This window comes from Rhodococcus sp. ARC_M5 (assembly GCF_022810405.1).
Lineage (GTDB): Bacteria > Actinomycetota > Actinomycetes > Mycobacteriales > Mycobacteriaceae > Rhodococcoides > Rhodococcoides navarretei.
Genome location: NZ_JALGQE010000001.1, coordinates 477,162 through 501,397 on the forward strand (window position 1 = coordinate 477,162; position 24,236 = coordinate 501,397).

22 protein-coding genes are annotated in these 24,236 nt (G+C 64.3%); 6 read left to right on the forward strand and 16 right to left on the reverse strand.

Going from position 1 to position 24,236, the window contains the following annotated elements:
* Positions 1-71: 71 nt before the first annotated feature.
* The 7 genes from MTX34_RS02025 to mftE form a co-directional block, all read right to left on the reverse strand.
* Entirely contained in the window at positions 72-611 is a 540-nt protein-coding gene (locus tag MTX34_RS02025; RefSeq protein WP_243608261.1) for a DUF779 domain-containing protein, read from the reverse strand.
* Entirely contained in the window at positions 611-2,134 is a 1,524-nt protein-coding gene (adh, locus tag MTX34_RS02030) for an aldehyde dehydrogenase (protein WP_243597269.1), read from the reverse strand. Before adh ends, MTX34_RS02025 begins: the two co-directional genes overlap by 1 nt.
* 122 nt (positions 2,135-2,256) lie before the next feature.
* Positions 2,257-3,552 carry a transcriptional regulator gene (locus tag MTX34_RS02035; protein ID WP_243608262.1) on the reverse strand — a complete coding sequence of 432 codons (1,296 nt, stop codon included), beginning with the start codon at positions 3,550-3,552 and terminating at the stop codon, positions 2,257-2,259.
* 108 nt (positions 3,553-3,660) lie between these two features.
* Positions 3,661-3,798, reverse strand: coding sequence for a hypothetical protein (locus MTX34_RS02040; RefSeq protein ID WP_167326762.1), 138 nt, complete (start codon positions 3,796-3,798; stop codon positions 3,661-3,663).
* Positions 3,799-3,924: 126 nt separating this feature from the next.
* A complete protein-coding gene (mftG, locus tag MTX34_RS02045) occupies positions 3,925-5,409 on the reverse strand; it encodes a mycofactocin system GMC family oxidoreductase MftG (RefSeq protein ID WP_243608263.1) in 1,485 nt (494 codons plus the stop codon).
* Between the two features lie 33 nt (positions 5,410-5,442).
* Complete coding sequence (mftF, locus tag MTX34_RS02050; protein WP_243608460.1) at positions 5,443-6,840, reverse strand: mycofactocin biosynthesis glycosyltransferase MftF; 1,398 nt, start codon at positions 6,838-6,840, stop codon at positions 5,443-5,445.
* Positions 6,841-6,965: 125 nt separating this feature from the next.
* Positions 6,966-7,652: a mycofactocin biosynthesis peptidyl-dipeptidase MftE gene (gene mftE / locus MTX34_RS02055; RefSeq protein WP_243608264.1), complete on the reverse strand. Its 687-nt coding sequence runs from the start codon at positions 7,650-7,652 to the stop codon at positions 6,966-6,968.
* 70 nt (positions 7,653-7,722) lie between these two features.
* Here mftE and MTX34_RS02060 point away from each other — a divergent pair, with 70 nt between their 5' ends.
* From MTX34_RS02060 to MTX34_RS02070, 3 genes are all read left to right on the forward strand, one after another.
* Positions 7,723-8,448, forward strand: a complete 726-nt coding sequence (locus tag MTX34_RS02060; RefSeq protein WP_243608265.1) for a GntR family transcriptional regulator — start codon at positions 7,723-7,725, stop codon at positions 8,446-8,448.
* A 108-nt stretch (positions 8,449-8,556) separates the two neighbouring features.
* Positions 8,557-10,110, forward strand: a complete 1,554-nt coding sequence (locus tag MTX34_RS02065) for an NCS1 family nucleobase:cation symporter-1 (protein WP_243608266.1) — start codon at positions 8,557-8,559, stop codon at positions 10,108-10,110.
* A 10-nt stretch (positions 10,111-10,120) separates the two neighbouring features.
* The gene (locus MTX34_RS02070) at positions 10,121-10,870 is read left to right on the forward strand and encodes an aspartate/glutamate racemase family protein (protein WP_308198462.1); all 750 of its coding nucleotides are present in this window, start codon (positions 10,121-10,123) and stop codon (positions 10,868-10,870) included.
* Positions 10,871-10,883: 13 nt separating this feature from the next.
* Here the strand turns inward: MTX34_RS02070 and MTX34_RS02075 are convergent, their stop codons facing one another.
* Complete coding sequence (locus tag MTX34_RS02075; protein ID WP_243608267.1) at positions 10,884-14,660, reverse strand: WD40 repeat domain-containing protein; 3,777 nt, start codon at positions 14,658-14,660, stop codon at positions 10,884-10,886.
* A 214-nt stretch (positions 14,661-14,874) separates the two neighbouring features.
* Between MTX34_RS02075 and MTX34_RS02080 the strand changes: the two genes are divergently transcribed.
* A complete protein-coding gene (locus MTX34_RS02080; RefSeq protein WP_243597261.1) occupies positions 14,875-15,201 on the forward strand; it encodes a LuxR C-terminal-related transcriptional regulator in 327 nt (108 codons plus the stop codon).
* Here the strand turns inward: MTX34_RS02080 and mftD (MTX34_RS02085) are convergent.
* The 5 genes from mftD (MTX34_RS02085) to mftA are packed head-to-tail and all read right to left on the reverse strand — an operon-like array spanning position 15,183 to position 19,299.
* Positions 15,183-16,445 carry a pre-mycofactocin synthase MftD gene (gene mftD / locus MTX34_RS02085; RefSeq protein ID WP_243608268.1) on the reverse strand — a complete coding sequence of 421 codons (1,263 nt, stop codon included), beginning with the start codon at positions 16,443-16,445 and terminating at the stop codon, positions 15,183-15,185. The two genes, MTX34_RS02080 and mftD (MTX34_RS02085), sit on opposite strands and share 19 nt — an antisense overlap.
* Complete coding sequence (gene mftD / locus MTX34_RS02090; RefSeq protein ID WP_243608269.1) at positions 16,442-17,620, reverse strand: pre-mycofactocin synthase MftD; 1,179 nt, start codon at positions 17,618-17,620, stop codon at positions 16,442-16,444. The genes mftD (MTX34_RS02085) and mftD (MTX34_RS02090) overlap by 4 nt, the downstream gene beginning before the upstream one ends.
* Positions 17,620-18,855, reverse strand: coding sequence for a mycofactocin radical SAM maturase (mftC, locus tag MTX34_RS02095; RefSeq protein ID WP_243597258.1), 1,236 nt, complete (start codon positions 18,853-18,855; stop codon positions 17,620-17,622). The genes mftD (MTX34_RS02090) and mftC overlap by 1 nt, the downstream gene beginning before the upstream one ends.
* A 43-nt stretch (positions 18,856-18,898) precedes the next feature.
* On the reverse strand, positions 18,899-19,183 hold the full coding sequence (gene mftB / locus MTX34_RS02100) for a mycofactocin biosynthesis chaperone MftB (RefSeq protein WP_121870469.1): 285 nt from the start codon (positions 19,181-19,183) through the stop codon (positions 18,899-18,901).
* Positions 19,184-19,185: 2 nt separating this feature from the next.
* A complete protein-coding gene (gene mftA / locus MTX34_RS02105) occupies positions 19,186-19,299 on the reverse strand; it encodes a mycofactocin precursor MftA (protein WP_243597257.1) in 114 nt (37 codons plus the stop codon).
* Between the two features lie 106 nt (positions 19,300-19,405).
* Between mftA and mftR the strand changes: the two genes are divergently transcribed.
* Both mftR and mftM read left to right on the forward strand, forming a co-directional pair.
* A complete protein-coding gene (mftR, locus tag MTX34_RS02110) occupies positions 19,406-20,011 on the forward strand; it encodes a mycofactocin system transcriptional regulator (protein ID WP_243608270.1) in 606 nt (201 codons plus the stop codon).
* Positions 20,012-20,036: 25 nt separating this feature from the next.
* Positions 20,037-20,864 (forward strand): mycofactocin oligosaccharide methyltransferase MftM, encoded by an 828-nt coding sequence (gene mftM, locus MTX34_RS02115; RefSeq protein WP_243608271.1) that lies wholly within the window; start codon positions 20,037-20,039, stop codon positions 20,862-20,864.
* Between the two features lie 70 nt (positions 20,865-20,934).
* On the opposite strand, the gene MTX34_RS02120 is transcribed toward mftM, so the two are convergent.
* From MTX34_RS02120 to MTX34_RS02130, 3 genes are read right to left on the reverse strand one after another with little or no spacing between them, the layout of a single operon-like run.
* Positions 20,935-21,615: a response regulator transcription factor gene (locus tag MTX34_RS02120; protein WP_308198163.1), complete on the reverse strand. Its 681-nt coding sequence runs from the start codon at positions 21,613-21,615 to the stop codon at positions 20,935-20,937.
* A complete protein-coding gene (locus MTX34_RS02125) occupies positions 21,612-22,967 on the reverse strand; it encodes a histidine kinase (RefSeq protein ID WP_308198162.1) in 1,356 nt (451 codons plus the stop codon). The genes MTX34_RS02120 and MTX34_RS02125 overlap by 4 nt, the downstream gene beginning before the upstream one ends.
* The gene (locus tag MTX34_RS02130) at positions 22,964-24,151 is read right to left on the reverse strand and encodes an iron-containing alcohol dehydrogenase (protein WP_243608462.1); all 1,188 of its coding nucleotides are present in this window, start codon (positions 24,149-24,151) and stop codon (positions 22,964-22,966) included. Before MTX34_RS02130 ends, MTX34_RS02125 begins: the two co-directional genes overlap by 4 nt.
* Positions 24,152-24,236 lie beyond the last annotated feature (85 nt).

Consider the following 24,236-nt stretch of genomic DNA (forward strand, 5'->3'; position numbering starts at 1 on the left):
TGTATGCGCTCCGCGCAGTGGTGCGGTTGAGTGCCACCAGGGGCATTCAACCGCACCACTGCCGCAGGCACTCAGCCCTGGAGCATCCCCGGGACGGGACATGCATCGACGGCCTCGGCGACCACGAGCGGATCGTCCGGCACCGGCGGGCGCCGACCTTCTTCCCAATCGACGCCGACGAGCGGTGGGTACGCGGCGAGAAGCTCGTTCTCTTCCGGGGTGTACGCGCGCCCTCGACTGAGGAAGCGGACTCCCTCGGGTGATTCGAGCGAAAACCCGCCGCCCCGGCCGGGTACGACGTCGAGCACGAGTTGTGTGTGCTTCCAGGCCTGGAACTGAGAACCCGAAATCCACACCGGCACACCATCGACACCGTCGGGGAGGTCCTGCGGAACCTCGCCGACCCCGAGCCGCAGGTCGATGTATCCGAGGAGGACGTCGCGGTCGCCGACGATGAATTCCCCTGCGGGATAACACATCGGCGACGACCCGTCACAGCATCCGCCGGACTGATGCATCATCAGTTCGCCGTGGATACCGCCGAGGCGACGGAGGAGATCCATCGCCCCGGCGGTGGTCTTCAGCCGCGCGGGCGGCCGAGCATTCTCCATCAGAAGAAGCCCTGTGCCTTCTGGGCGTAGCTCACCAGCAAGTTCTTGGTCTGCTGGTAATGGTCGAGCATCATCTTGTGGTTCTCGCGGCCGATACCGGACTGCTTGTAGCCACCGAACGCGGCGTGCGCGGGGTACTGGTGGTACGTGTTGGTCCACACGCGACCGGCCTGAATATCGCGGCCGGCGCGGTAGGCGATGCCGCCGTCGCGAGACCAGACGCCTGCGCCGAGCCCGTACAGGGTGTCGTTGGCGATCTCGATGGCGTTGTCGTAGTCGGTGAACGACGTGACCGAGACGACCGGCCCGAAGATTTCTTCCTGGAAGATTCGCATGTTGTTCTTGCCGGTGAAGATGGTGGGCTGCATGTAGTAGCCGCCGTTGAGGTCGCCGCCGAGCTGCGCACGCTCGCCGCCGGTGACGACCTGCGCGCCTTCGCCCTTGCCGATTTCGATGTACGAGAGGATCTTCTCGAGCTGATCGTTCGATGCCTGCGCACCGATCATGGTATCGGTGTCGAGCGGATCTCCCTGTCGCACAGCCTTGGTGCGGATGGCAGCGAGGGCGAGGAACTCGTCGAAGATGTCCGCCTGGATCAGCGAGCGCGACGGGCAGGTGCAGACTTCACCCTGGTTGAGGGCGAACATCGTGAAGCCTTCGAGGGCCTTGTCCTGGTAGTCGTCGTTGGCCTGCAGCACGTCGGAGAAGAAGACGTTGGGGCTCTTGCCGCCGAGTTCCAGCGTCACCGGAATCAGGTTCTGCGATGCGTACTGCATGATCAGGCGGCCGGTGGTGGTCTCGCCGGTGAACGCGATCTTGGAAATACGCGGGCTCGATGCCAGCGGCTTGCCTGCCTCGACGCCGAATCCGTTGACGATGTTGAGCACACCGGCGGGCAGCAGGTCACCGATGATCGAGATCAGGTGCAGGATCGACGCGGGAGTCTGCTCCGCGGGCTTGAGGACGACGGCATTACCGGCTGCGAGAGCGGGGGCCAGCTTCCAGACGGCCATGAGGATCGGGAAGTTCCACGGAATGATCTGCCCGACGACTCCGAGCGGCTCGTGGAAGTGGTAAGCCACTGTGTCGCTGTCGATTTCGGACAGCGAGCCCTCCTGCGCGCGGATGCAGCCGGCGAAGTACCGGAAGTGATCGATGGCCAGCGGGATATCGGCGTTGAGGGTTTCGCGAATCGGCTTGCCGTTGTCCCAGGATTCCGCGAGCGCGATAGACTCGAGGTTGTCCGCGATACGGTCGGCGATCTTGTTGAGGATCACGGCGCGCTCGGCAGCGGAGGTCTTGCCCCATGCGGGGGCTGCGGCGTGTGCGGCGTCGAGCGCGAGCTCGATGTCCTCGGACGTGGAGCGGGCGACCTCGCAGAAGTTCTCACCGGTGACGGGAGTCGGGTTCTCGAAGTACTGACCCTTGACCGGCGGTACCCACTCGCCGCCGATCCAATTGTCGTAGCGCGACTGGAACGACATGATGGAATCGGCGGTACCTGGACGGGCGTAGACGGACATTGAAAATCCTCCTGATCGACACGTGCTTCACAGTTGATGCGGTGTGTGATTCATGACACTAGGCGGTGCAACGTTGCAACTAGGTTGCTTACGCCCGACCGGACGGTCCTCGGATCCTGCAGTCAGATTCCGAGATCGCGGTCGAGCAGATCGATACGCGCGCTGACCTGCCCGTAGAGCGCGGAATCTCTGCTCAGGGTGGATCGGTAGGCCTCCCAGGCGACCACATCCGAGCGACCGTGAATGGACGATGTCCACTGGGCCAGCAGCACCGGATCCCCGAGTCGGAGCAGCGCTGCCTGCATTCGAGACCGCAGTTCCTCGCGGATCTCCTCGATACCGGGCGCGGACGATCCGGGTAGCACCGGGCCGGAGTAGATCCGAAGGGCGGCGTCGACGTCGCCGCGATCGAGGGCGCGGCGAATATCGCCGACGTCGGAGGACAACTCTCCGACCAGACGGTAGGGGCGCGACGCCAGGCCTGCGGTTCCGAATGTCTTACGTAGTCTCGACATCTCGGCGCGGATGGTCACGGAGTCGAGCTCGTGCTCGTCGAGCAGCACGGCGAGGTGGTCGGAACTGAGGCCCTCGGGATGCTCACCGAGCAGAAGCAGGATCTCCGCGTGTCGTTGAGAGAGCGGTATCCGGCCGGAACTCCGCACCAATCCGGGCCGACCAGATCCGAGAACTTCGAGCCGGGGAGCTGTGTCGCCCAACGATTTCGGTGAATTCATCAAATGCAGCCGCAACTCGGATTCGGCCGCGGCGACGGTGGCACGGACCAGCGAGAGCACCTCGGGTACCGCAACGCGCGGGCCACCGGTGATGTCGATGGCTCCCAGAATGTGGCCACTGGTGGGGTGGTGCACCGGGGCCGCCGAGCAGCTCCACTCGTGCACCGAACGCGAGAAGTGCTCGGACGCGAAGATCTGCACGCTGTGGTCGACCGCGAGCGCAGTACCCGGGGCATTGGTGCCCTTGCTCTCCTCGCTCCAGTCGACCCCCTCGGCGAAGTCCATCGTGAGCGCTCGGTCCTTCGCCGCGGAATCACCCTCGACCCACAGCAGCCGGCCCTCGGCGTCGGAGATGGCGACGAGCAATCCGGTGTCCGACGCGTCCTCGACCAGCAGCTTGCGGATGACCGGCCTGATGATGGCCATCGGATGCCCGTTGCGGTAGCGCTCGAGATCCGGCCCGGTCAACGCGGGAGTGTCGTTTCCGCCGTCGGGATCGACGCCCTTGGTGCGACTACGCATCCACGAATCGAGTACGACCGAGCGAACCGTCGAACCGTGAGTACGAATGTCGTCGACGAAAGATTGATGGGCACTGGACATTTGGCGCGCGAGCACAGCGATGTCCTCGCCGGGGCGCACTGCGACCCAGGGGTTGCCGCCACTGTCCGATCGGCTTGCCATTCGACGCTTCCTCCGTGACCTGTCCACATCGCTGTAACCCAGCTCACAAGCAAGGATACAGCCGGGGCCGACGGAACGGCGGTGGCCGGTCCCGCCGACCGCGAGCGCCTACTTCTTCTTGACTGCCGAGGTGATGATGTCGTTGCTGGTGTCACCGCTCGACTTGGCCCGCTTGTCGGCGCGCTTGTCCTTGAGTGATTTGCCGGATTTCTTGGTCATCGTGTTGCGGGGCGATTTGTCCGACATAGCAGTAACCCATCTATTGGGGAACCTGAACGGTCCCCAGACCACGAACGCTACGCCTTCACACGACTGCGGTGGTCAACTCCTGCACACCGCCTCATTCCGCAGGCTCCACTCCCATCCACCGGGTCATTCCGCAGGCTCCACTCCCATCAGCGCCACGGCACGCTCCGCGAACATGATGGCCGTCGCATGCGGGCCGCGACTGGGCACCACCGGGAACGCCGAGGTATCGACCACGAAGACTCCGTCCACCCCGCGCACGCGGCAGTGATCGTCGAGCACCGACTCCGGATCGGACTCGGGCCCCATCTTGGCGCTACCGGACATGTGCAGCGACGTGCCGAGTGCCGCGAGAGGGTCGTCGATCGCGGGCACTTCGACCTCGACCGCCATGGACGGCGATGCGAGCAACTCGCGCGCCAGTTCGACGCCACCTCGCATCGCCCGCCGGTCACCGTCGGATTCGAGATAGCGGTATCTCACGTCCGGGGCCTCGAACGGATCCGTGCTGCGCAGCGTGATGCTCCCTCGCGCCGTCGAGCGCATGAGGCCGACCCCGAACACGTGCGGCACACGCGAGAGACCGGAGATCAGTTGGTCGAACCTCCTGGTGTACGGCCTGATTTCCACCTCGCCCGCATGCAGAACCGCCTCCAGCGCAGGCGATGGCGTCGACCTGTCGTTCTTCGCGACGAAGGGAACGGCAACCTCGGGATGATCGCTGAAACCGTGACCTACTCCCGGACTGTCGGCGGTGACCGAAATGCCAAGCGCAGCAGATCCTTCGGACGGTCCTATGCCGGATCGAAGCAACAGAGCGGGGGTGTGCACCGCGCCGGCCGAGACGACGACGGTGTCCGACTCGACGACTCTGTGTACGCCGTCGACGATGATCTCGACCCCGATCACCCTGTTGCCCTTGAACATCAACGACGACACCGTCGAATTACCCTGCACTCGTAAGTTCTTTCGTCCCGCGACCGGCAAAAGATAAGCCAGAGCGGCACTTACGCGTGTTCCGTCGAAGACGTTCGACGGAACGATGCCCACTCCCCCGGCGGCAGCGTCCGGCGAGTTCATGTCCTCACGGAATCGAAAGCCCGCGTTCGTGGCCGAATCCACGAATGCCGCCGTCAGGGGATGTCGATCCTGCATCGGAGCGCGCGAGACCGGCATCGGCCCGCGGGTGCCGTGCCACCGCCCCCTCGCTCCGGCGTCGAGGTCGGTTTCGGAGCCGATGTAGAACGGCAGGACCTGATCGAAAGACCACGCCGACTGCGGCCAGGCGTCGAAGTCGCCAGGCGCGGCGCGGATGAAGTAGCCGCCGTTCACTGCTCCGGAGCCTCCCAGGACCCGACCTCGCGCAATCGTCCGTGAGACACCCGCCGCGAGTTCGGCCGGATAGGTTCCCACCCATTCGCTACCGGGGCCGATGGGAAGCGTCGACGCGTCGAGCAAGGCCGCCGGGACATCGGCGACGCCGGGGAATGCCGGTCCGGCTTCGAGCAACAGCACCGACCGATCGGGATTCTCGCTGAGCCGTGCGGCGACGACGCAGCCGCAGGAGCCACCTCCGACGACGATGACGTCGGCGAACTCGGTGGGGTTCACACCGTCGACGAGGCCGGCCGGGATCGCACCACGTCAGCCGTCGAGTCGAGGCTTGAGCGCGTCCAGGCTGCGAGCTGCCAGTGCACCGCGCCACAGCCCCGCGCCGTAGGCGACGTCGTCGGCTCGCTTGTAGAAGGCATACCGAACGGGATCGAGGCCCCCGAGTTCACGGTGCTTGTACCAATCCGAGAATGCCTCTGCCACAGCCAATCCGAGCGCTATTCTACGAATACGGCTCGACAGCAGCACGGCGAGCAGGGTGATCGGCCAATAGTGCCGACACAGAGCCGACGCCAGTTGCCACAAACCCGCCACGAAACCCTCTGCCGCCAGAATGGCTGCGATGCGAGTGGGCTGATCCAGACCGACGAACATTCTGCGAAGACGGACGATCGTCACGCCGAGCGTGGCGGCCGCGCCGACGAGCCCGAGCCGCGTCAGACTGGCGGCAAGCAGGCAGGCCACCAACGTCCACGGAGACATGGCGATCGGCGGCACCATTCCCGGATGCCGAGCGGACAACGGTGTGGCACCGGTCCCGTAGAACAGCTTGCGCGCGAACCACTCGCCGAAGGTGACGCGATGCTCGTGCGCGACGTGGGCGACGGGCTCGTACCGCAGCCGCCACCCCGCCTCCTGCAATCGCCAGCACAGGTCCACGTCCTCGGCCACGTGCATCGACTCGTCGAACCCGTCGCAGTCCATCGCCACGGATCGGCGGATCAGCATCGCGGCGCTGGGGACGTACGAGACCGAGCTACCTGCCCGCACCGCCGCTTCCTTGCGGCCCAGGTCGAGCGACGAGCGAGCGTGTTCGTACCGGGCGAGAGCACTGCCCTCGGGCTCGAGGGCGACGATGCGGGGTGCCACCAGAGCAACCGCCGGATCCGAGAAGTGACCCAGCATCACCTCGAGCCACCCCTTACGCGGGACGACGTCCGAATCCAGAAATGCCACGAAACCTGTTGTTGCACAGCGCAAGCCAGTGTTTCGCGCCGCAGCCGGCCCGCGTGAGTGCTCGTGCCGCAACACCGTCACACTGCCCACGCTCCACGAGATCTGCGGCATGGCGACCGGGACGTCGGACCCGTCGTCGACGATGATCACGTGCAATCCGTGCAGCGCCGCGATCAGTCGCCCCAGCCCTGCCTCGTTGTTCTTGAGCGGTACGACGACGGTGACGTCCGACGGCGACGGGATCGACATCGGCCGCGGGTTCCCGACCCCGGAGTCCAGCAGCTTGCGCGCCACGAGAGCGGACTGCGAATCCGTCACTTCGATGAATCCGTCGCCGATCATCGCCGCAGCGGTCGGTGCGAGCTTGAGCATGCGTGTCGGTGAACCACCGATCAGGACGCGTCCTTCGGAGAAAGTGCGTACGCGTGGATCGACTCGCACCCCGAAGCCGTCAGGCAACCGACCTTCACCCATCAGGAGATCGTAAGCGGACAAGCCGCCGGAGTGTCGGCCACCCGAGAAATCGGAAGGAACATACCTGGCCCCCGTTTCTCGCGGCGTCACGACGGACCCCCCAGCAGGCGATTCACCGGATTCGGTCATGCGATCACACCGTGCTCGGAGGGACTCCATCTGCGCACCGCCTCGGCGGCGCGGGCGCTGAGGGCCTCGAACAGTCGTCTACCCTCCTCCGAATCGGCCCCGGTGGGATCGCCGAGCACACCGTTGGCAGTGATCGGTGCCAATCCACCGTCGCGAAGTGCCGGGAGCAGCGCGGCAATGTCGGTCACATTTCCCACCTGTGCCTTCGTCATGTCCACCGCCTCGGGCGAAAGGTGCAGTAGCAACGACGTTTCGGTCCGTCCGGCGTGAGCATCTGCTCCTGGTACGGCGCATGGGAACCACACGACATCGCGTCCCTCGTACCGGAGCAGCAGCACTGCGGATCGCACGGTGGGCCCGTTCCCACCGTGCCCGTTGACGAACACCACCCGCTGGGCCCACCGGCAGGCGGAGCGTCCGTACTCCACCAGGAGCGTTTCGAGCGCAGCGGCGCCGATCGAGACGGTGCCGGGAAAACCCTCGTGCTCGCCGCTCGCCCCGTATGCGATGGCGGGAGCCACGACCGCGTCCGGGATGCTGCGGGCGACGGCGTCGGCGATACGAGTGTCGGTGTCGAGGGGAAGGTGCGGCCCGTGTTGTTCGATCGAACCGACCGGCACGACGAGGGTCCTCGAACCGTCGACGTCCGTCCAGTACTGCGCGCCGAGGGGATCCGTGGCCATGGACGCAGATGCTATCGGATGGAACGGAACCGTCACGCCGCCGAAACACACCGTCGCTAATGTTCGAGTCGTGCCACCCCGCCGTCGGTCCATATTGCTCTCGCAATTGTCGATATCGACTCCCGGTGGACCGCAACCGGCAATTCTACGAGAATTGCGGCGGGTAATTCTCGCCGGCGACGCTCCACCGAATACCCCGATTCCACTCAACGAAGTGGCGGAACTGTTCGGAGTGAGCCGAATTCCGGTGCGAGAATCCCTCAAGACACTGATCGGTGAGGGATTGGTCGATCATCGACCGAACCTCGGCTACACGGTCGCTCAGCTGACCGCCGCCGAACTTCGCGAAATGTACATCGTGCGAGAGGTTCTCGAGACTGCAGCACTTCCGGTCGCGGTCGATCTGGCGACCGACACCGACCGCGAACACCTCATCGAGGTCAACAGGCAACTCGAGGCCTCCCTCGCCCAGGACGACTCGCGGGAATATCACCGCCTCTCACGTGAATTCCACCTGTCGCTGACGCGCCCGTCCCGAATGCACAGATTGCTGCACATGCTCGAATCCGCCTGGAACATCACCGAACCCGTGCAACCCATGGTGCATGTCGCCGGGTCCGACCGCGCGTCTCTGCACAGCGACCACGCCGACATGCTCACGGCGTTTCTCGCCGGCGATTCCGCGGGACTGCTCAGCGCAGCACAGCATCACCACACGCGCCTCAATTCGGTCATTTCCACACTGTCGAACGATCACGGATTGTTTGCCGATCCGCCCGCGGAAACGCCCCGCTGAAGATATATCGCTCACGTCACGAGTGCGCAACACTTCGCCGCTAACTTTTCCTCATTCACTCGTTCATCTCCTTCGTTCGTCTCATACGCCATGCCGTCAGGAGCATCGATGACAGATACAGCGCACGGTCCCGCCCAAACGGGAGATCTCGTGGAAGCCGCGGGCCACCCCGTCGGTGGTGGACTGATCAAGGACAGCTACGACCCTCGCCTGACGAACGAGGATCTCGCTCCGCTGAAGAAGCAGACCTGGACCTCGTACAACCTCTTCGCCTTCTGGATGTCCGATGTGCACTCGGTCGGCGGCTACGTGACCGCGGGCAGCCTGTTCGCGCTCGGTTTGGCCAGTTGGCAGGTGCTGATCGCATTGCTGGTCGGCATCACGATCGTCTACTTCTTCTGCAACCTCGTCGCCAAGCCGAGCCAGGTGTCGGGAGTTCCGTATCCGGTCATCTGTCGCAGCGTGTTCGGTGTGCTCGGTGCCAACATTCCGGCGATCATCCGTGGCTTGATAGCGGTTGCCTGGTACGGCATTCAGACGTTCTTGGCGTCGGCTGCCCTCGACATCGTGCTGATCAAACTGTTCCCGTCTCTCGGTCCGTACGCCGTCACCGCCGACTACGGTTTCGCCGGGCTCTCGTTGCTCGGTTGGGCGAGCTTCCTGTTCCTCTGGGTCGTCCAGGCCGCGGTGTTCTGGCGCGGGATGGAATCGATCCGCAAGTTCATAGATTTCTGCGGCCCTGCCGTCTACGTCGTGATGTTCATGTTGTGCGGCTATCTCATCTGGAAAGCCGGCTGGGGCGCAATCGATCTGACCCTCGGCGACGTCGAGTACACCGGCTTCAGCGCGGTTCCCGTCATGCTGGGAGCCATTGCGCTCGTCGTCTCGTATTTCTCCGGTCCGATGCTCAACTTCGGTGACTTCTCTCGCTACGGAAAGTCGTACGCCGCCGTCAAGAAGGGCAACTTCCTCGGTCTGCCCATCAACTTCCTGGTCTTCTCCATCCTCGTCGTCGTCACCGCATCGCTGACTCTGCCGGTGTTCGGTGAGCTGATCACCGACCCCGTCGAGACGGTCGCCCGCATCGACAGCACCTTCGCCATCGTCCTCGGTGCCCTCACCTTTGCCATCGCGACGGTCGGCATCAACATCGTCGCCAACTTCATCGCTCCGGCATTCGACTTCTCCAACGTCAGCCCGCAACGCATCAGCTGGCGCGCGGGTGGCATGATCGCGGCAGTGGGTTCGGTACTGATCACCCCGTGGAACCTGTACAACAATCCCGAGGTCATCCACCTGACGCTCGAGACACTGGGCGCGTTCATCGGGCCACTGTTCGGAATCCTGATCGCCGATTACTACCTGATCCGTAAGCAGCATGTGGCGGTCGACGAACTCTTCTCGATGTCCAAGACAGGCCTGTACTGGTATTCGAAGGGCTACAACCCGGCGGCGGTGTACGCGACCGTCGCGGGCGCGGCGGTGGCGATGTTCACCGTGCTGTTCAACGGAGCCGTCGACGGGCTGGAGATCGCCGGTATGTCCACCGCTTCCAAGTACAGCTGGTTCATCGGTTGTGGCATCGGATTCGCCTCGTACTACTTCCTCGCGACGCGAACCAAGCTGGCCGTCACCAACTTCGACGCTCCAGTGAAGGCATAGGATCTGTTTCGTGCTCATCAAGGTCATCAACCCGAACACCACCAGTTCGATGACCGCAACGATCGGTGATTGTGCCCGGGCCGTGGTAGGCCCGGGCACGGTCGTCGACGCGGTCAGCCCCTCGATGGGGCCCGTTTCGATCGAGAGTCACGTCGACGAGGCGCTCAGCGTCCCCGGCATTCTCGCCGAGATCGCCCGCGGCGAGGCCGCTGGTGTCGACGGTTACGTCATCGCCTGCTTCGGAGATCCCGGTATCGACGCAGCCCGCGAGCTGGCGGCCGGGCCGGTCGTCGGCATCGCCGAGGCGGCCATGCACGCCGCGAGCTTCCTGGGCCGAGGATTCAGCGTCGTCACCACCCTCGGACGCACCATCGGGCGTGCCCAGGATCTGGCGAACCACTACGGCTTCGGACGCCACTGCCTCGGCATCCATGCGTGCGAACTGCCGGTCCTCGATCTCGAGACCGACCCCGATGCCCGCAAGATCGTCACCGAGGCGTGCCGCGTCGCCGTCGAAACGGACGGCAGCGACGCCGTCGTGCTCGGATGCGCGGGCATGGCCGATCTGTGCCAACACATTTCGGCCGAGATCGGAGTACCGGTGGTCGACGGTGTGGCCGCGGGAACCCTGTTCGTGCAATCCCTCGTCGCCTTGGGTCTGAGCACCGGAAAGCGTGGCGAATTCGCCACGCCGACAGCCAAGCTCTACACGGGGATGCTCGAAGGTTTCAGCAGGCCTCCCGCTGACCCGATCCGGTAAGCGCTTCCACCCATCAGCTCTCGCACAACGTGCGGTAGGGAACGCCGGGTAGGTACTGGGCCCATTCGGCTTCGGTTACCGAGGATCCACCGGATTCGCACAAGCGAGTGCGGACGTCCTCCGGCTCGGTCCGCCACATGCGGACATCGCGGGCCGTGCCACCACCGAACAGCACCTGCCCGTCTGCGGCGAACACCGTTGCGTAGACACGCTGGCCGTACGCGGTAAGGGCGGCGTACTGCTCGGGCGCGGCACGATCACCGACATTCCACAGCCAGACCGTCGAACCGCCGTCGCCTGCGGTCAAGCGCGTACCGGACCGATCGAAGGCGAGCGACCAGATCGGATTGGACGGCCCGACGAGTCGAACCACATGCTGCGGTCCGGCAGGATCTGCCATGTCCCACAATCGAATCGAGCGATCAGCACTACCCGCTGCGAGAGTTCGCCCATCCGGGGAGATGGCCACGGCCTGGACTGCACTTCCGAAACCGTCGAGCGTGGTGATCGGACGCGGATCGGTGGGGTCGCCGATATCCCACAACTCGACCACACCGCCGACACTGGCGACGGCGAGCACCGACCCATCACGAGACAGCACCATTGCGGAGGGATAGTTTCCTGCCTCGAAGGTCGACAAAGCCCGCGGGGCCGAAGCATCCGCCAGTGACCACAACGACACGTCGTTCGAGTTCTGGCCCGACACGAGGAGCATGGTCCCAGAACTATCGAACGCCACCACCGCAGTCAGACTGCTCGTTGCCGTTCGAATGGTGCCGAGAGCTACCGGATCGTCGAGATCGGTTGTGTCCCAGAGCTGGAATCCACCGGTCGACGTGCCCGCCGCAGCTCGGGTGCCGTCGGCGGTGAGTGCCACGGCACCTGTCTGCTCGAGACCGTCACCGATCAGCAACGGCGGCGACGCCACCGGATTCTCCACATCCGTCACGTCCCAGAGGACCGTGCCGGTGGCGCGGCGACCGGCACCTACCAGCAGGCGGGTGCCCGACGAATCGATGGCGTTCTGAAAGACGGTGTCACCGGCATCGGCGAGGACCGGTCCGGGAATGGGCCAGATCCGGGTGATTCCATCACCGCTCGCAGTCACGATGGACGAGCGATCCGGTGAGAACGCGAGTGAACCGACCGCGATCGGACCGGGAAGCGTCAGTTGCAGCGTTCCCGAGGCCGCATTCCACACCTTCGTCGAGTTGTCCGAACTCACCGCAGCGATCAGAGCCCCGTCGCGGCTGAACGCAACATCGTTGACGTAGCTGGTGAAGCCCGTCAACGCAGACAGTGGAGTGAGTCGGCCGGCATCGTCGACGGCCCACCGGAGAACCTCACGGCCGGTGGTACCCGCGATCAACGTCGTTCCGTCGGGAGAGAACGCCAACTGTCGCCAGGTGTAGGTCGACCCGTCGGAAGGAACGTCGAGCAGCGGAACGGGCTGCGCTGCAGGAAGAACCGTCAGCTGCGTCGCGTCCCACAACCGCATCGCGCGGCCGGCACCGGCCGTCACCAGGAACCTGCCGTTCGGGCTGAACTCCGTTGCCGAGGGCGAACCGGGTTGCGAGAACTCACCGATCGTGCGGGGCGTGGTGGGTTCTGTGACGTCGAGAAGGGGCAACCTCTCGTCCTGGGTGCCGACGATCAGGAACCGGCCGTCGGGCGAGTACGACAGGCTCCGGACACCGGTGACATCCGTGACAGACAACGTCGTCGGCCTCGTCGGATCCGATACGTCCCACAACTCGACGCCGAAGTACCCGCCCACTGCGAGAACTCGACCACGCGGATCGAACGACAGCACAAGTGAATCCCGCGAACCGATCTCACCGAGCCGGGCGTGGCCATCGTCGAGAGACCACAGTCGTACGCGCCCGTCGGATCCGGCTGTCGCCACGACGCTTCCGCGCGGATCCACCGCGGTCACGGACTCACCCTCGACTCCGCGCAGGCGTACCGGAGTATGGATCGCCGAAGAATCGAGCAGCGCCGATCGCGCCTCCGATGTTCGTTCGGTCTCGTACGACGCCAGCGCGAAGTATGCCGCCAGCCCGGGATCCTGCGTTCGCAATTGCCCTGCCACACCGGCGATCTGGCGTGACACGGCCACCGCCTCCGCATGTTCGGCATCGACCCGTCTGGTGTTCGCGTCCGATCGGGCAACGAATGCCGTCACCGCCAGTGTCACCGCGAGTACGGTCAGAAGCGCGAGTGCGGTGACGAGCGTTTCGAGGGTGCGTCGTCGACGTCGGTCGTTTCGGTTCTGTTCCTCGACTCGATTCGCGCTTGCTTCGAGGAAGAGCTTCTCGACGGCATTGAGATCTCGCCGACGCACCGGTCCGACGGATTCCTGTACCAATGACAGCCTCGACTCCGGGAGCAGCGAGCCCGCGTCACGGTCGTTGTTCTCCCACAGTTCGGCTGCTCGGGTGAGCCGACGGTGTTCGACCAGCCATTGACGATCGTCGTCGAGCCACTCATGTAGCCGCTGCCATGCCGTGAGCAACGCCTCGTGGGTGACCTGGACTGTCTCTTCGTCGACGGTCAGCAGTCTGCGCGCGGCGAACCTTTCGATGACGACATCGACGTCGGTGACCACGTCGGCATCGTCGTCGCCGTGGAACAGCTCGACACGATCGACGCGGCGACGAGTGACCACGTCGTCGTCGAGATTGACCAGACGCATGAAGATGCGGCGTGCTTCGCGCTGCTGTTCGGCAGTCAAGGTGGAGAACACTTCCTCGGCGCTCTGGCCCACCGCTCCGCCGATGCCACCGGTTGCGAGATAGTCCGCGACGGTCAGCGTTCGGCCGCTGGAGACCTGCCACGTGGTCAGCAGTGCATGCGAGAGCAATGGCAGGGCACCCGAGTCGTGGGCGAACTGCGATCCGCGCGGACCCAACTCGCCGACCAACACCTGCACCAGTGCATCGTCGACAGTGACACCCGCCTTCGCGGCAGGCGAGACGATGACCTGCCGCAGCTGTGATTCGGTGAGACGTCCGACGACCACCGGGTTGTCGGACAGCCCGGCCAGCAGAGCATCCTCGGATACGGCGTCCTGGTAGAAATCGGCCCGCAGTCCGACGACAAGGACAGACCCGGACATCGGCAACTCCGATGCCGCACGGAGAAAGTTCTCGCGTTCACTCGCCGACGCGAGCGTCCACAGCTCCTCGGCCTGATCCAGCACGACGACCGAGCCCGGTGCGAACGACGTTGCTCGCGCAGGGAAAGCGCGTATGTCGCCGACGCCGGAGAAAATGTCCGAACCAGCGAACACCGGTGCCAGGCCGGCGCGAAGCAGCGAGGACTTGCCCGAGCCCGAAGCACCGACGACAAAAACGATGCCTCCCCCACCGTCGAGGGCTCCGCGGACGCGCGTGCTCAGACGCTCGATCACATCGTCGCGTCCGAAGAACCACTCCGCATCGGCGGACTCGAACGCTTCCAGGCCCTTGTACGGAGGGTCGCCCTTCACCGGGTCGACCGTGCGCCTGCCCGAGACGGACCGCACCCTCGACACCGCGTCCCACCACCGTGCACGCTCGTCCTCGTTGTCGACACCGCAGGCGATGAGTACCGCAGAGAACATCTCGGCACTGGCTTTGGTGGGGACGTGGTGACCGGAGAACCAGCCACTGATCGTGCCGTGCAGCCCACCGGAGCGCTCGACGATATCGCGGACCGTGGCACCTGACCGGATCCTGATCGCCCGCAGCCCCGCGGCGAATTCGGTGCGGTCCGAGATCGACGAGGGATCCGGGCGATCAGAGGTCATGGGCGAAAACTATAAGGCCGGGAAATCAAGTGCATACGCACTCGAACGCCCTCTGAGCAGCAAGAATGGCAAGTTGATTCGTTTGAATGACGCTTGGATCGAGCGCGAAGCACTACGTATTGACCTTGTATGGACTTCCTCGCAGAGCTGGAACCACGAGGAAATTCCCCCGACGATGAGCCTGTCGGTGGATTCTCCAAGGGGGTAACTTCTCGTGCTCGAACACACGTTGGCAACGGCGGTACATCATCGGTTCCGGAGGCCGGTACAGCCGACATCCGGTGCGTTCCCGACACCTCCCGACCCTCGTCGGCGCAAGCCTGCACTGAGCGCTCGCGAGATCGAGGTCATGCTCGCCTGGTTCGCCTCCGACTCGAAGACGGTCGCAGCTCGATCCGTCTTCATCTCGGTGGGCACGATCAACACGCACATCACCCGCATTCGTCAGAAGTACGCGGCAGTGGGACGCAACGCGCCGACGAAGGCTGCCCTCTTCGCACGTGCCCTACAGGACGGTCACACTCAGCTGTCCGACTGGTGACACACCCGTGGCCGTTCCGAATCAGCTCCTCGGTTCCGTATCCCGGACTCCGATCGGGTTCGGGTATCTCGGACCGGGGGCTGATTCGCTCGACTGAAATCCACCGGCACGACGACATCCGACGGCGACAGTTCGTGGACCGATGCGCGGCCGAGGCCAAGGACCGCGGAGTCGAGACCGCCGCCCAAAATGTCGAGCACGTTCTCCACCCCGGCCTGACCGTTCGCCGCGAGACCCCACAGATACGCGCGCCCGATCAGCACTGCCCGCGCACCCAACGCCAACGCCTTCGCGACATCACTTCCCCGCCGGATACCGCCGTCGAGGGCGATCTCGACCTGATCGCCCACCGCTTCGGCGATCGCCGGCAACACCCGGATCGACGCCGGGGAACCGTCGAGATTGTTGCCCCCGTGATTGGACACCGAAATCGAGGTGACACCTGCGTCCACGGCCCGCAGTGCGTCGTCGACCCGCGCAATACCCTTGAGCATGAACGGTCCATCCCACTGCGCGCGTAGCCATGCGATGTCCTCCCACGACGGCAGCGGGGTGGCCTTCCACTCGCGATACGCAGCGAAGAACGTCGGCGCAGGCCCACCGGGCGGCGCGAGATTCGGTGCCGTCAGATCCGGGAACGTGCCTGACCGCGCCCACTGCGCCAGCCACCGCGGCCGCGCCAACACTTCGGGTGTTAGCCGCAGCATCGCCCTGGCGTCGAGGCGTTCCGGTATCACCGGACTCCCCCAATCGCGCCCCTCCGAGAACGACCAATCCATCGTCAATATCAGCCCGACCGCGCCCGCCGCACGTGCACGATCGAGCATGTGCGCCAACAACTCCCGCGAACCCACCCAATGCAACTGAAAGAACGTCCGCGGGTTCGCCGCGACGACCTCCTCGATGGGCTTGCTCGCGAACAACGACAAACCCATCGGGATCCCCCGTGCCGCTGCCGCTCTCGCGACGGCGACCTCACCATCGGGATGTACGGCCTGCACACCCGTCGGGGAGATCATCACCGGAAACGACAGCGACTGCCCCATCAGAGTTGTCGACAGATTGCGCGCGTCCGACAAACCTGCCACGTGCGGGGCGAACCCGAGTTCACCGAACGCCGACGTGTTGTCCGAGGCGGTGATTCCCTGTTCTGATCCCGCGACCAACGCCGAATACACGGACTTAGGAAGCCGCTTCTTCGCGCGCCGCTGCGCTTCGGCGACAGTCTCGAACCAGTCGGTCACACACCCAGCCTGCGGTCGAACCCGGCCGGCATCACCACATCCGACGGTGACAGGTCGTGCACCGAGGTGTGTCCGAGTCCGAGGACGGCCGAATCGACTCCGCCGCGCAGGATGTCGAGTACGTTCTCCACACCGGCCTGACCGCCGGCCGACAGACCCCACAGGTACGCCCGCCCGATCAACACCGCACGCGCACCGAGTGCGAGTGCTTTCACCACGTCGCTGCCGCGCCGGATTCCGCCGTCGAGGGTGATCTCGACCTGATCACCGACGGCCTCCGCGATCGCCGGCAACGCCCGGATCGGTGCCGGTGTGCCGTCGAGATTGTTGCCACCGTGATTGGACACCGAAATCGCCGTCACTCCTGCGTCGACGGCCTTCTTGGCGTCATCGACCCGCATGACACCCTTGAGCATAAACGGCCCGCCCCACTGCTCCCGCAGCCACGCCACGTCCTCCCAGGTCGGCAACGGAGTACCCATCCACTCGCCGTACGCACCGAAGAACGTCGGCGCGGGACCGCCGGTCGGTGGCGTGAGGTTCGGGGTCGTCAGATCGGGGATCTTGCCGGTCTTGGCGAACTCCCACAACCACTTCGGGCGGGTGATGCCCTCCGGTGCGAATTGCACCATCGCTTTGAGGTCCATCTTCTCCGGGATCGACGGCGAACCCCAGTCGCGGCCATTGGAGAACGACCAGTCCAACGTCATGATCAACCCGACCGCACCTGCTGCGCGGGCCCGCTCCATCCGCTGCAGCAGGATCTCGCGCGAGCCCACCCAGTACATTTGGAAGAACGTCCGCGGATTCGCCGCAGCAACCTCCTCGACGGACTTGCTCGCGAACGACGACAAGCCGATCGGAATACCCCGCGCCGCAGCCGCTCTCGCGACAGCGACCTCACCATCCGGGTGGACCGCCTGCACACCCGTCGGGGAGATCATGACCGGAAACGACAGCGGCTGCCCCATCACCGTCGTCGACAGATCCCGCTTGTCAGACAGCCCTGCCACGTGCGGGGCGAAGCCGAGTTCGCCGAACGCGGCCATGTTGTCGTCGATCGTCAACCCACGTTCGGACCCGGCTACCAGCGCGGCATACACGGATTTCGGTAGACGTTTCTTCGCCCGCCGCTGCGCTTCGGCAACGGTCTCGAACCACGCACTCTTGGCCATTACTGTGCTTCCTGTTCCATTCCTGCGAGCGGGTTCTCGTCGCAGATCTTCGCCGGCGGACGCATCATCAACGTGAGCGGCACCGACTTTCGAGGGGTCTTGCGCTGGCCGGTACGAGAATGATCGACGCTGGACTTGGGGATCTCCCCCGCCGCTGCCAACGCCATTTCGCCGTTACCGATGACGCATTCGGGATCCGGGCCATCCATGGGGAGACCGGTGAAGAATTTCGCTGCCATACAGCCACCGCGGCACGAATCGAAGTGGGCACATTTGGTGCAGGCACCCGAGGTCTGCGGGGAGCGCAACTCCTGGAACAACTCCGAGGTCTGCCAGACGGATTGGAACCCTCCCATACCGTCCTTCGCGTCACGGACTATGTTGCCGGCGAGGAAGTTCTCGTGAATGGCAAACGGGCACGCATACACATCACCGATCGGGTCGATCAGGCACACCACCCGCCCCGCGCCACAGAGGTTGAGACCGGGCAGAGCGTCACCGAACGCCGACAGGTGGAAGAACGAATCCCCCGTCAACACACCCTCACCGTTGGCGACGAGCCAGTTGTAGAGCTCGCGCTGCTGACCGGCTGTCGGGTGCAGATCATCCCAGACATCCGCGCCGCGACCCGAGGGCCGCAACCGGGTGATGCGCAGTGTCGCAGCATATTTGTCGGCCAACGCTTTGAAGTCGTCGAGCTGGCTCACGTTGTGCCGGGTGACGACGACGGAGATCTTCGCGTCCCGGAATCCGGCCTCTTTCAGATTCTCCAGAGCGCGGCACGCCATGTCGAACGAACCCGGTCCGCGGACCGCATCGTTGACCTCCGCGGTCGCGCCATCGATGGAGATCTGCACATCGACGTAGTCCGACGCCGCCAACCGCGCCGCCACCTTCTTGTCGATCTTGACCCCGTTGGTGGAGAACTTCACCCCCACCTGATGCGCCGTCGCGTAGTCGACGAGCTCCCAGAAATCCGACCGCACCGTCGGCTCACCGCCACCGATATTGACGTAGAACACCTGCATCTTCTGCAACTCGTCGATGATCGACTTGCACTGCTCGGTGCTCAGTTCACGCGGATCACGACGACCCGACGAGGACAGGCAATGCACGCACGACAAATTGCAGGCGTACGTCAATTCCCACGTCAGACAGATCGGTGCGTCGAGACCGAGCTCGAACTGATCGACGAGTTTTCCTACCGGAGCGGGTCTTTCGAGAGTGGAAGTCATGTGGGTCGGTCCTGTCCAGAAAGGTGTCGAGGGTCAATGGTCCTTAGCGGGGCGTGATCATCTTCGAGTCGGCCAACGTCGCGAGTGCCTTCACATACGGAGCCGATCCGGACTCCGTGATCCCTGCGGCCGCGATCGCGGTGCGCATATCGGGATGATCGGGAAGAGACTCGATGATCGCCACGATCGTGCGGTTCTTCAGGAAGGAGAGCTTGCGAGTTCCGAAGTGGTAGAGCAGCGCCCCGAACGACTCGGGACGCAGCGCCACCTGCGGATGCAATGCCCACGGCACATCCACATCGAGTGCGCCCTGCACTGCAACAGTCATGATCAGTACACGCCGCACATGCCGTCGATCGACACTTCCTCGACCAACGACTCTTCGACCAGATCGGATTCGACGACGGCGGTATCTACCACAGGGTTCTCGTTGTTCTTCGACATCTGAAACCTCCGAAAGATGTTGGGGACCACAATCGTGATCGACAGTGGCTTGGATCACCACCATAATGGCACTGGGTGCAGAAAAACCAGTAGATCGAAGGGAAATATGGCCAGGAGTGAGAAACCGTCCACTCGGGTAGGTCGGCGCCCGTCCACGACACGGGGCGAACTGAGCGATCTCGGGATCGAACTGTTCGCCTCCCGAGGTTTCGAGGAGACCAGCATCGACGACATAGCCGACGCGGCAGGCATCGCTCGGCGGACGTTCTTCCGTTACTTCCCGTCCAAGAATGCGGTTCCTTGGGGTGACTTCGACGCTCAACTCGCAGCGCTGAGGGGACATCTGAACGGCCTACCCGCGGACATAGAACTCGCCGATGGACTACGTTCGGCCTTGTTGCAGTTCAACACTTTTCCGGAAGAAGAAACCGCGGTTCACCGACAACGGATGTCGTTGATACTGAGCAATCCTGCACTGCAGAGCTATTCGATGGTCATGTACGAGGGTTGGCGAGCCGTCATCGCCGAATACGTTGCCGCACGAACCGCTTCCGATCCGACAGACCACTTTCCGCGAACTGTTGGCTGGATGGTCCTCGGTGTGGCAATCTCGGCATACGAGCAGTGGCTGACCGATGACCGATCGAGTCTGGTCGAGCTACTCACTGCCGGAATCGCACCGTTGCAGTCCGGCTTGACCCCACCGCCTTAGTGCATGAATACAGAAGGCTTTCGAGATGACCGAACTGGATGCGCTCGCACCGAGCCCCCACGACGTGTGGGGTCACGAGAACGTCGTGGTCCGTCGTATACCCGGACTCGAGTTGGACGCAGCCCGAACAGGATCGACCGTGCAGGTCGGCCATGGCCTGACGTCGGCCGAGATCGGTGAGCGCCTCGTTCCGATCGTGACCGCACAGGCCCGTCATGTAGGTCTGTCCCAGCGGGAGTTCGAATCGGTGTTGGTCGGGATCGTCCGCACCACCGTCGCCGATCCGGTCGAGGCCTGGACGACCTACTACCGCAATTCCCTGGACGAACTGCTCTCCGGCGCGGCCGAATTCGCTCCCATCCATGCGCGCGCCGAGGCTTTGATCGTCGGGTCGGTGCTCGACATGGGTTCGTGCTTCGGCTTCTTTCCGCTGCGACTGGCGAAGAAGGGTCACTCGGTGACTGCGACCGACCTCTCCGCCGGCACCATGCGTCTGCTCGCCACCGTTGCCCCGCATCTCGGGATCACGCTCGACACTGTCGTGTGTGATGCTTCCGATGTTCCAGTCGCAGACAACAGTGTCGATACCGTGACCGCACTGCATCTCCTCGAGCACGTCGACGCCGAAACCGGCACGCGCATAATGAAAGAAGCGCTACGGATCGCGCGCACCCGTGTCGTCGTTGCTGTGCCCTTCGAGACCGAGACCACCGCCTGCCACGGACACATTCGCACGTTCGACGATGCTGCGTTGGTCGAGCTCGGTCGATCGTCCGGTACGCAGTTCGAGACGTCGGAGCACCACGGCGGATGGCTCGTGCTCGACAAGAACTCTGCGCCTCAGTTCGCCTGATCGGACGGCGGGCGTCCGCCAGGCCGGAAGGAATCAGCCCGGGTGTTCCGCTCGGCGGGCCTCGCAGACGTCAAATCAACCCTTGCTTACTCGCCGCATATACCGCCTCGGCTCGTCTGGACACCGCGAGCTTGCGCATGATGTTGCTGACGTGGAACTTCACGGTCGTGGCGGAGATGAACAGCCGCGTTCCGATCATGTTGTTGGACAATCCCGTTGCCAGTAGCCGTAGCACTTCGAGCTCGCGCTCGGTGAGGCGCTCGATGCTGCTCGGTGTGCCGTTGAGAGAACGTACAACAGCCGAGGCGCTCCGCGAGTCGAAGGCGCTCTCGCCTCGCGAGACCGCGCGGATCGCGCGTACCAACTCGGTGGTGTCGACGTCCTTGACCACGTACCCGCGCGCTCCCGCATGCACGGCCTCCACCACGAGTCGGTCGTCGAGGAAGGTCGTGAGCACCAGCAGACCGATTCCGTTGTGCGCCTTCGCCAACTGCGCACACAGCGCAAGCCCCTCGTAGTCCGAGCTGGCCGAGAGCTTGAGGTCCATCAGCACGATGTCGGGCTCCACCCGCGCGACGACGGCCAATCCCTCCTCCCGAGTGGACGCCTCCCCCACGATGGTCAGGTCGGACTCGCGTTCGAGTACCGAACGTAGCCCGTCGCGAAGAATTGCGTGATCGTCGACGAGCACGATGCGCACCGTCGGTGCCACCACCTGCCCTGTCCCCGTGCGAACAGTTGGAACGCTCACTGTGTTTCGCCCTTCTCGGAATGTTCCTGGAGTGGAATGCGCACCGCTACACGCACTCCCCCGGTTCGGGCTCGGCGGATCTCCAACGCCCCGCCGTGTTCGCGACTGCGGGCCGCCATGTTCGCCAATCCACGGTGCCTGCCGTCGACATCGGTGGATTCGGCCATGTGCAGCATCATGCGCAGGTGGGCCGGATCGCCGTCACCGTCGTCGGCGATCGACAGCTGCACCTGATCGGGCGTATAGGTCAATCGCAGAATTGCCCGCGACGCGTGCGCGTGCACCGCTGTGTTGAACAGCGCTTCGCCGGCGATGCGGAGCAATGCGTGCTCGCATTCACTGCTCAACTCGATGGGAGTTCCCTCCACGCGCAACGACACCTGCAGCTCGTCGGGCATGTGGACCACCGAGAGCTGTTCGAGCATTTCGGGAAGCGACGTACGGTCGGCGTCCTGCGGGTGATTCAGCGCGTAGATCGCCGACCGCAGTTGTTCCACAGCTCGACGCGTCAGATCTTTCGCCAGATCCAGCCTGTCACTGCGCTCCTCGGCCGAGATTTCGCTCCGACACACTTCGATCTGCATCCCCGCGGACAACACGGCCTGGGTCACGCTGTCGTGCAGTTCACGAGCGATACGATGTCGTTCGTCGTCGAGCACCTGGTGTCGATGCGCGGCACCCAGTTGCCGCTGCGTCAGCAACAGTTCGGCATTGCGGGCGGCAAGATCGGCTGCTGTTCGATTTGCCTCCGCATACGCACTCTCGGTGCGTTCGAGCAATTGCCGCCGACTCTGGAACAGAGCCGAATTCTGCAGCGCCACCGCCGTCTGGCTGGCGAGGATGCTCAAGACGGCCGCGTCGGTGGCGTCGAGCACACGCTGATCGCCGGTCCACGCCGCGAACGCGCCCACGACTCTTCCGTCGAATGCGATCGGTACGAAGGCGTGATGAGCCGAGATCACCGGGGTCTGCCCGTCCCCGCAGGTGGACGCCCGAATCGACTCGAGGCAGTCGATGACGTCGTCCGGCAGCGGTGGACCTTCGACATTGTCGACCAGGAACGGAGTCGCATCCGGTCCGAGCACCAACCGTCGGGGCCCGGCATCCGGGAAGGCACCGTCGGCGAGAGCGAACACGACCCAGCGTGCACTCAGATGAGCGCGTGCAGCCTCGGCCACAGCGCACACCAGCGTCTCGGGACCGTCGACCGTCCGCACCAGCGCCCGCGAAATCAGTTCCAGCGCATAGACAACGCGTTCCAACCGTTCGGCCGCGCCGCGATACTGGGGATAGAACGTGTTCTTGCCCGAGCGCAGTCCAGTCAGCAGCGACAGATCGGGTCCGGACGTCACAGCGCGCTCCGGAACAGTTCGACCATTTCGCGGTGCGTCGCCGAGCGAGGATTGGTGGACATGCAGGCATCGTGTAAAGCGTTGGTAGCCAACACATCGAGATCGGACTCGCTGACGCCGATCTCGGCCAGGCCCGCAGGAACACCCACTTGCCGAGCGAGTCGGTCGACCCTGTCGGCAACGGCCATCGCCGCCTCCTCCGGCCCGGCACGCCCCTCGTCGAGCCCGAGACTGGTCGCTATCGCCACGTACGGCAAGGGATCCTCTGCTGCGTTGAAACGAATGACGTGGGGCAGCAGCACCCCGTTGATCACGCCGTGTGGCAGGTCGAGCAGTCCGCCCACCTGGTGGCTCATCGCGTGCGTTGCACCGAGTATCGCGTTGGTGAAGGCCAGCCCCGCTTCGAGACTGGCCTGGGCCATCGATCCGCGCGCAACCATGTCGGCGGGTTCGTCGATGGTCCGCGCCAATTGCGACATCACCATGGTGATGGCCCGCAGGGCATGGTGGTCGGTGAGCTGGTTGTGTCCGAGCGAGACGAATGCCTCGATTCCGTGCGTCAAGGCATCCAAACCCGTTGCTGCATTCAGCCATTCAGGCATAGTCGTCAGCAACGTCGGATCGATCACGGTGATGTCGGGGACCAGAGCCCGGCCGAGAATGGTGATCTTCGTCGAGCGCGCCGTGTCGGTGACGATGCAGAACTGGGAGACGTCGGCACCGGTACCGGAGGTCGTCGGCACCATGACCAGAGGTGGAATCGGACGCGTAGCCTGGTCGACGCCTTCGTAGTCGAGGATCCTGCCGCCGTTGCCGGCCAGGATCGCAATACCCTTGGCCGCATCCATCACCGATCCCCCGCCGATGGCCACCAGCACATCGCAGCCCAGTTCGGTGTAGGCCGCATATCCGGCTTCGATCTCGACGTCCTTGGGGTTGGGCGTCAGTTCGCTCCACACCTGAGGAAACAAGCCCTGGGCGGTGAGCAGATCGATCAGCTGACCCGCCCAACCGCTGTCGATCAAACCGGCATCGGTGACCACCAGCGGACGCACTCCACCCAATCGAAGCGTTGCATGCGCCACTTCACCCAACGAATCCTGACCGAACACGATCTCCGGGGCATGGAACTTGAGTACGCGGGGTGCCTCCGAGCGGCTGCGTCGATCGTCGAGGTCGTGCAGCGCCTTGCCTACGTTCGCAGTAGCTGCCTGGTCCACGGTTCACACCCTCGCTGTCCATCGGCCCGAGACATCCGGGCATGTGATT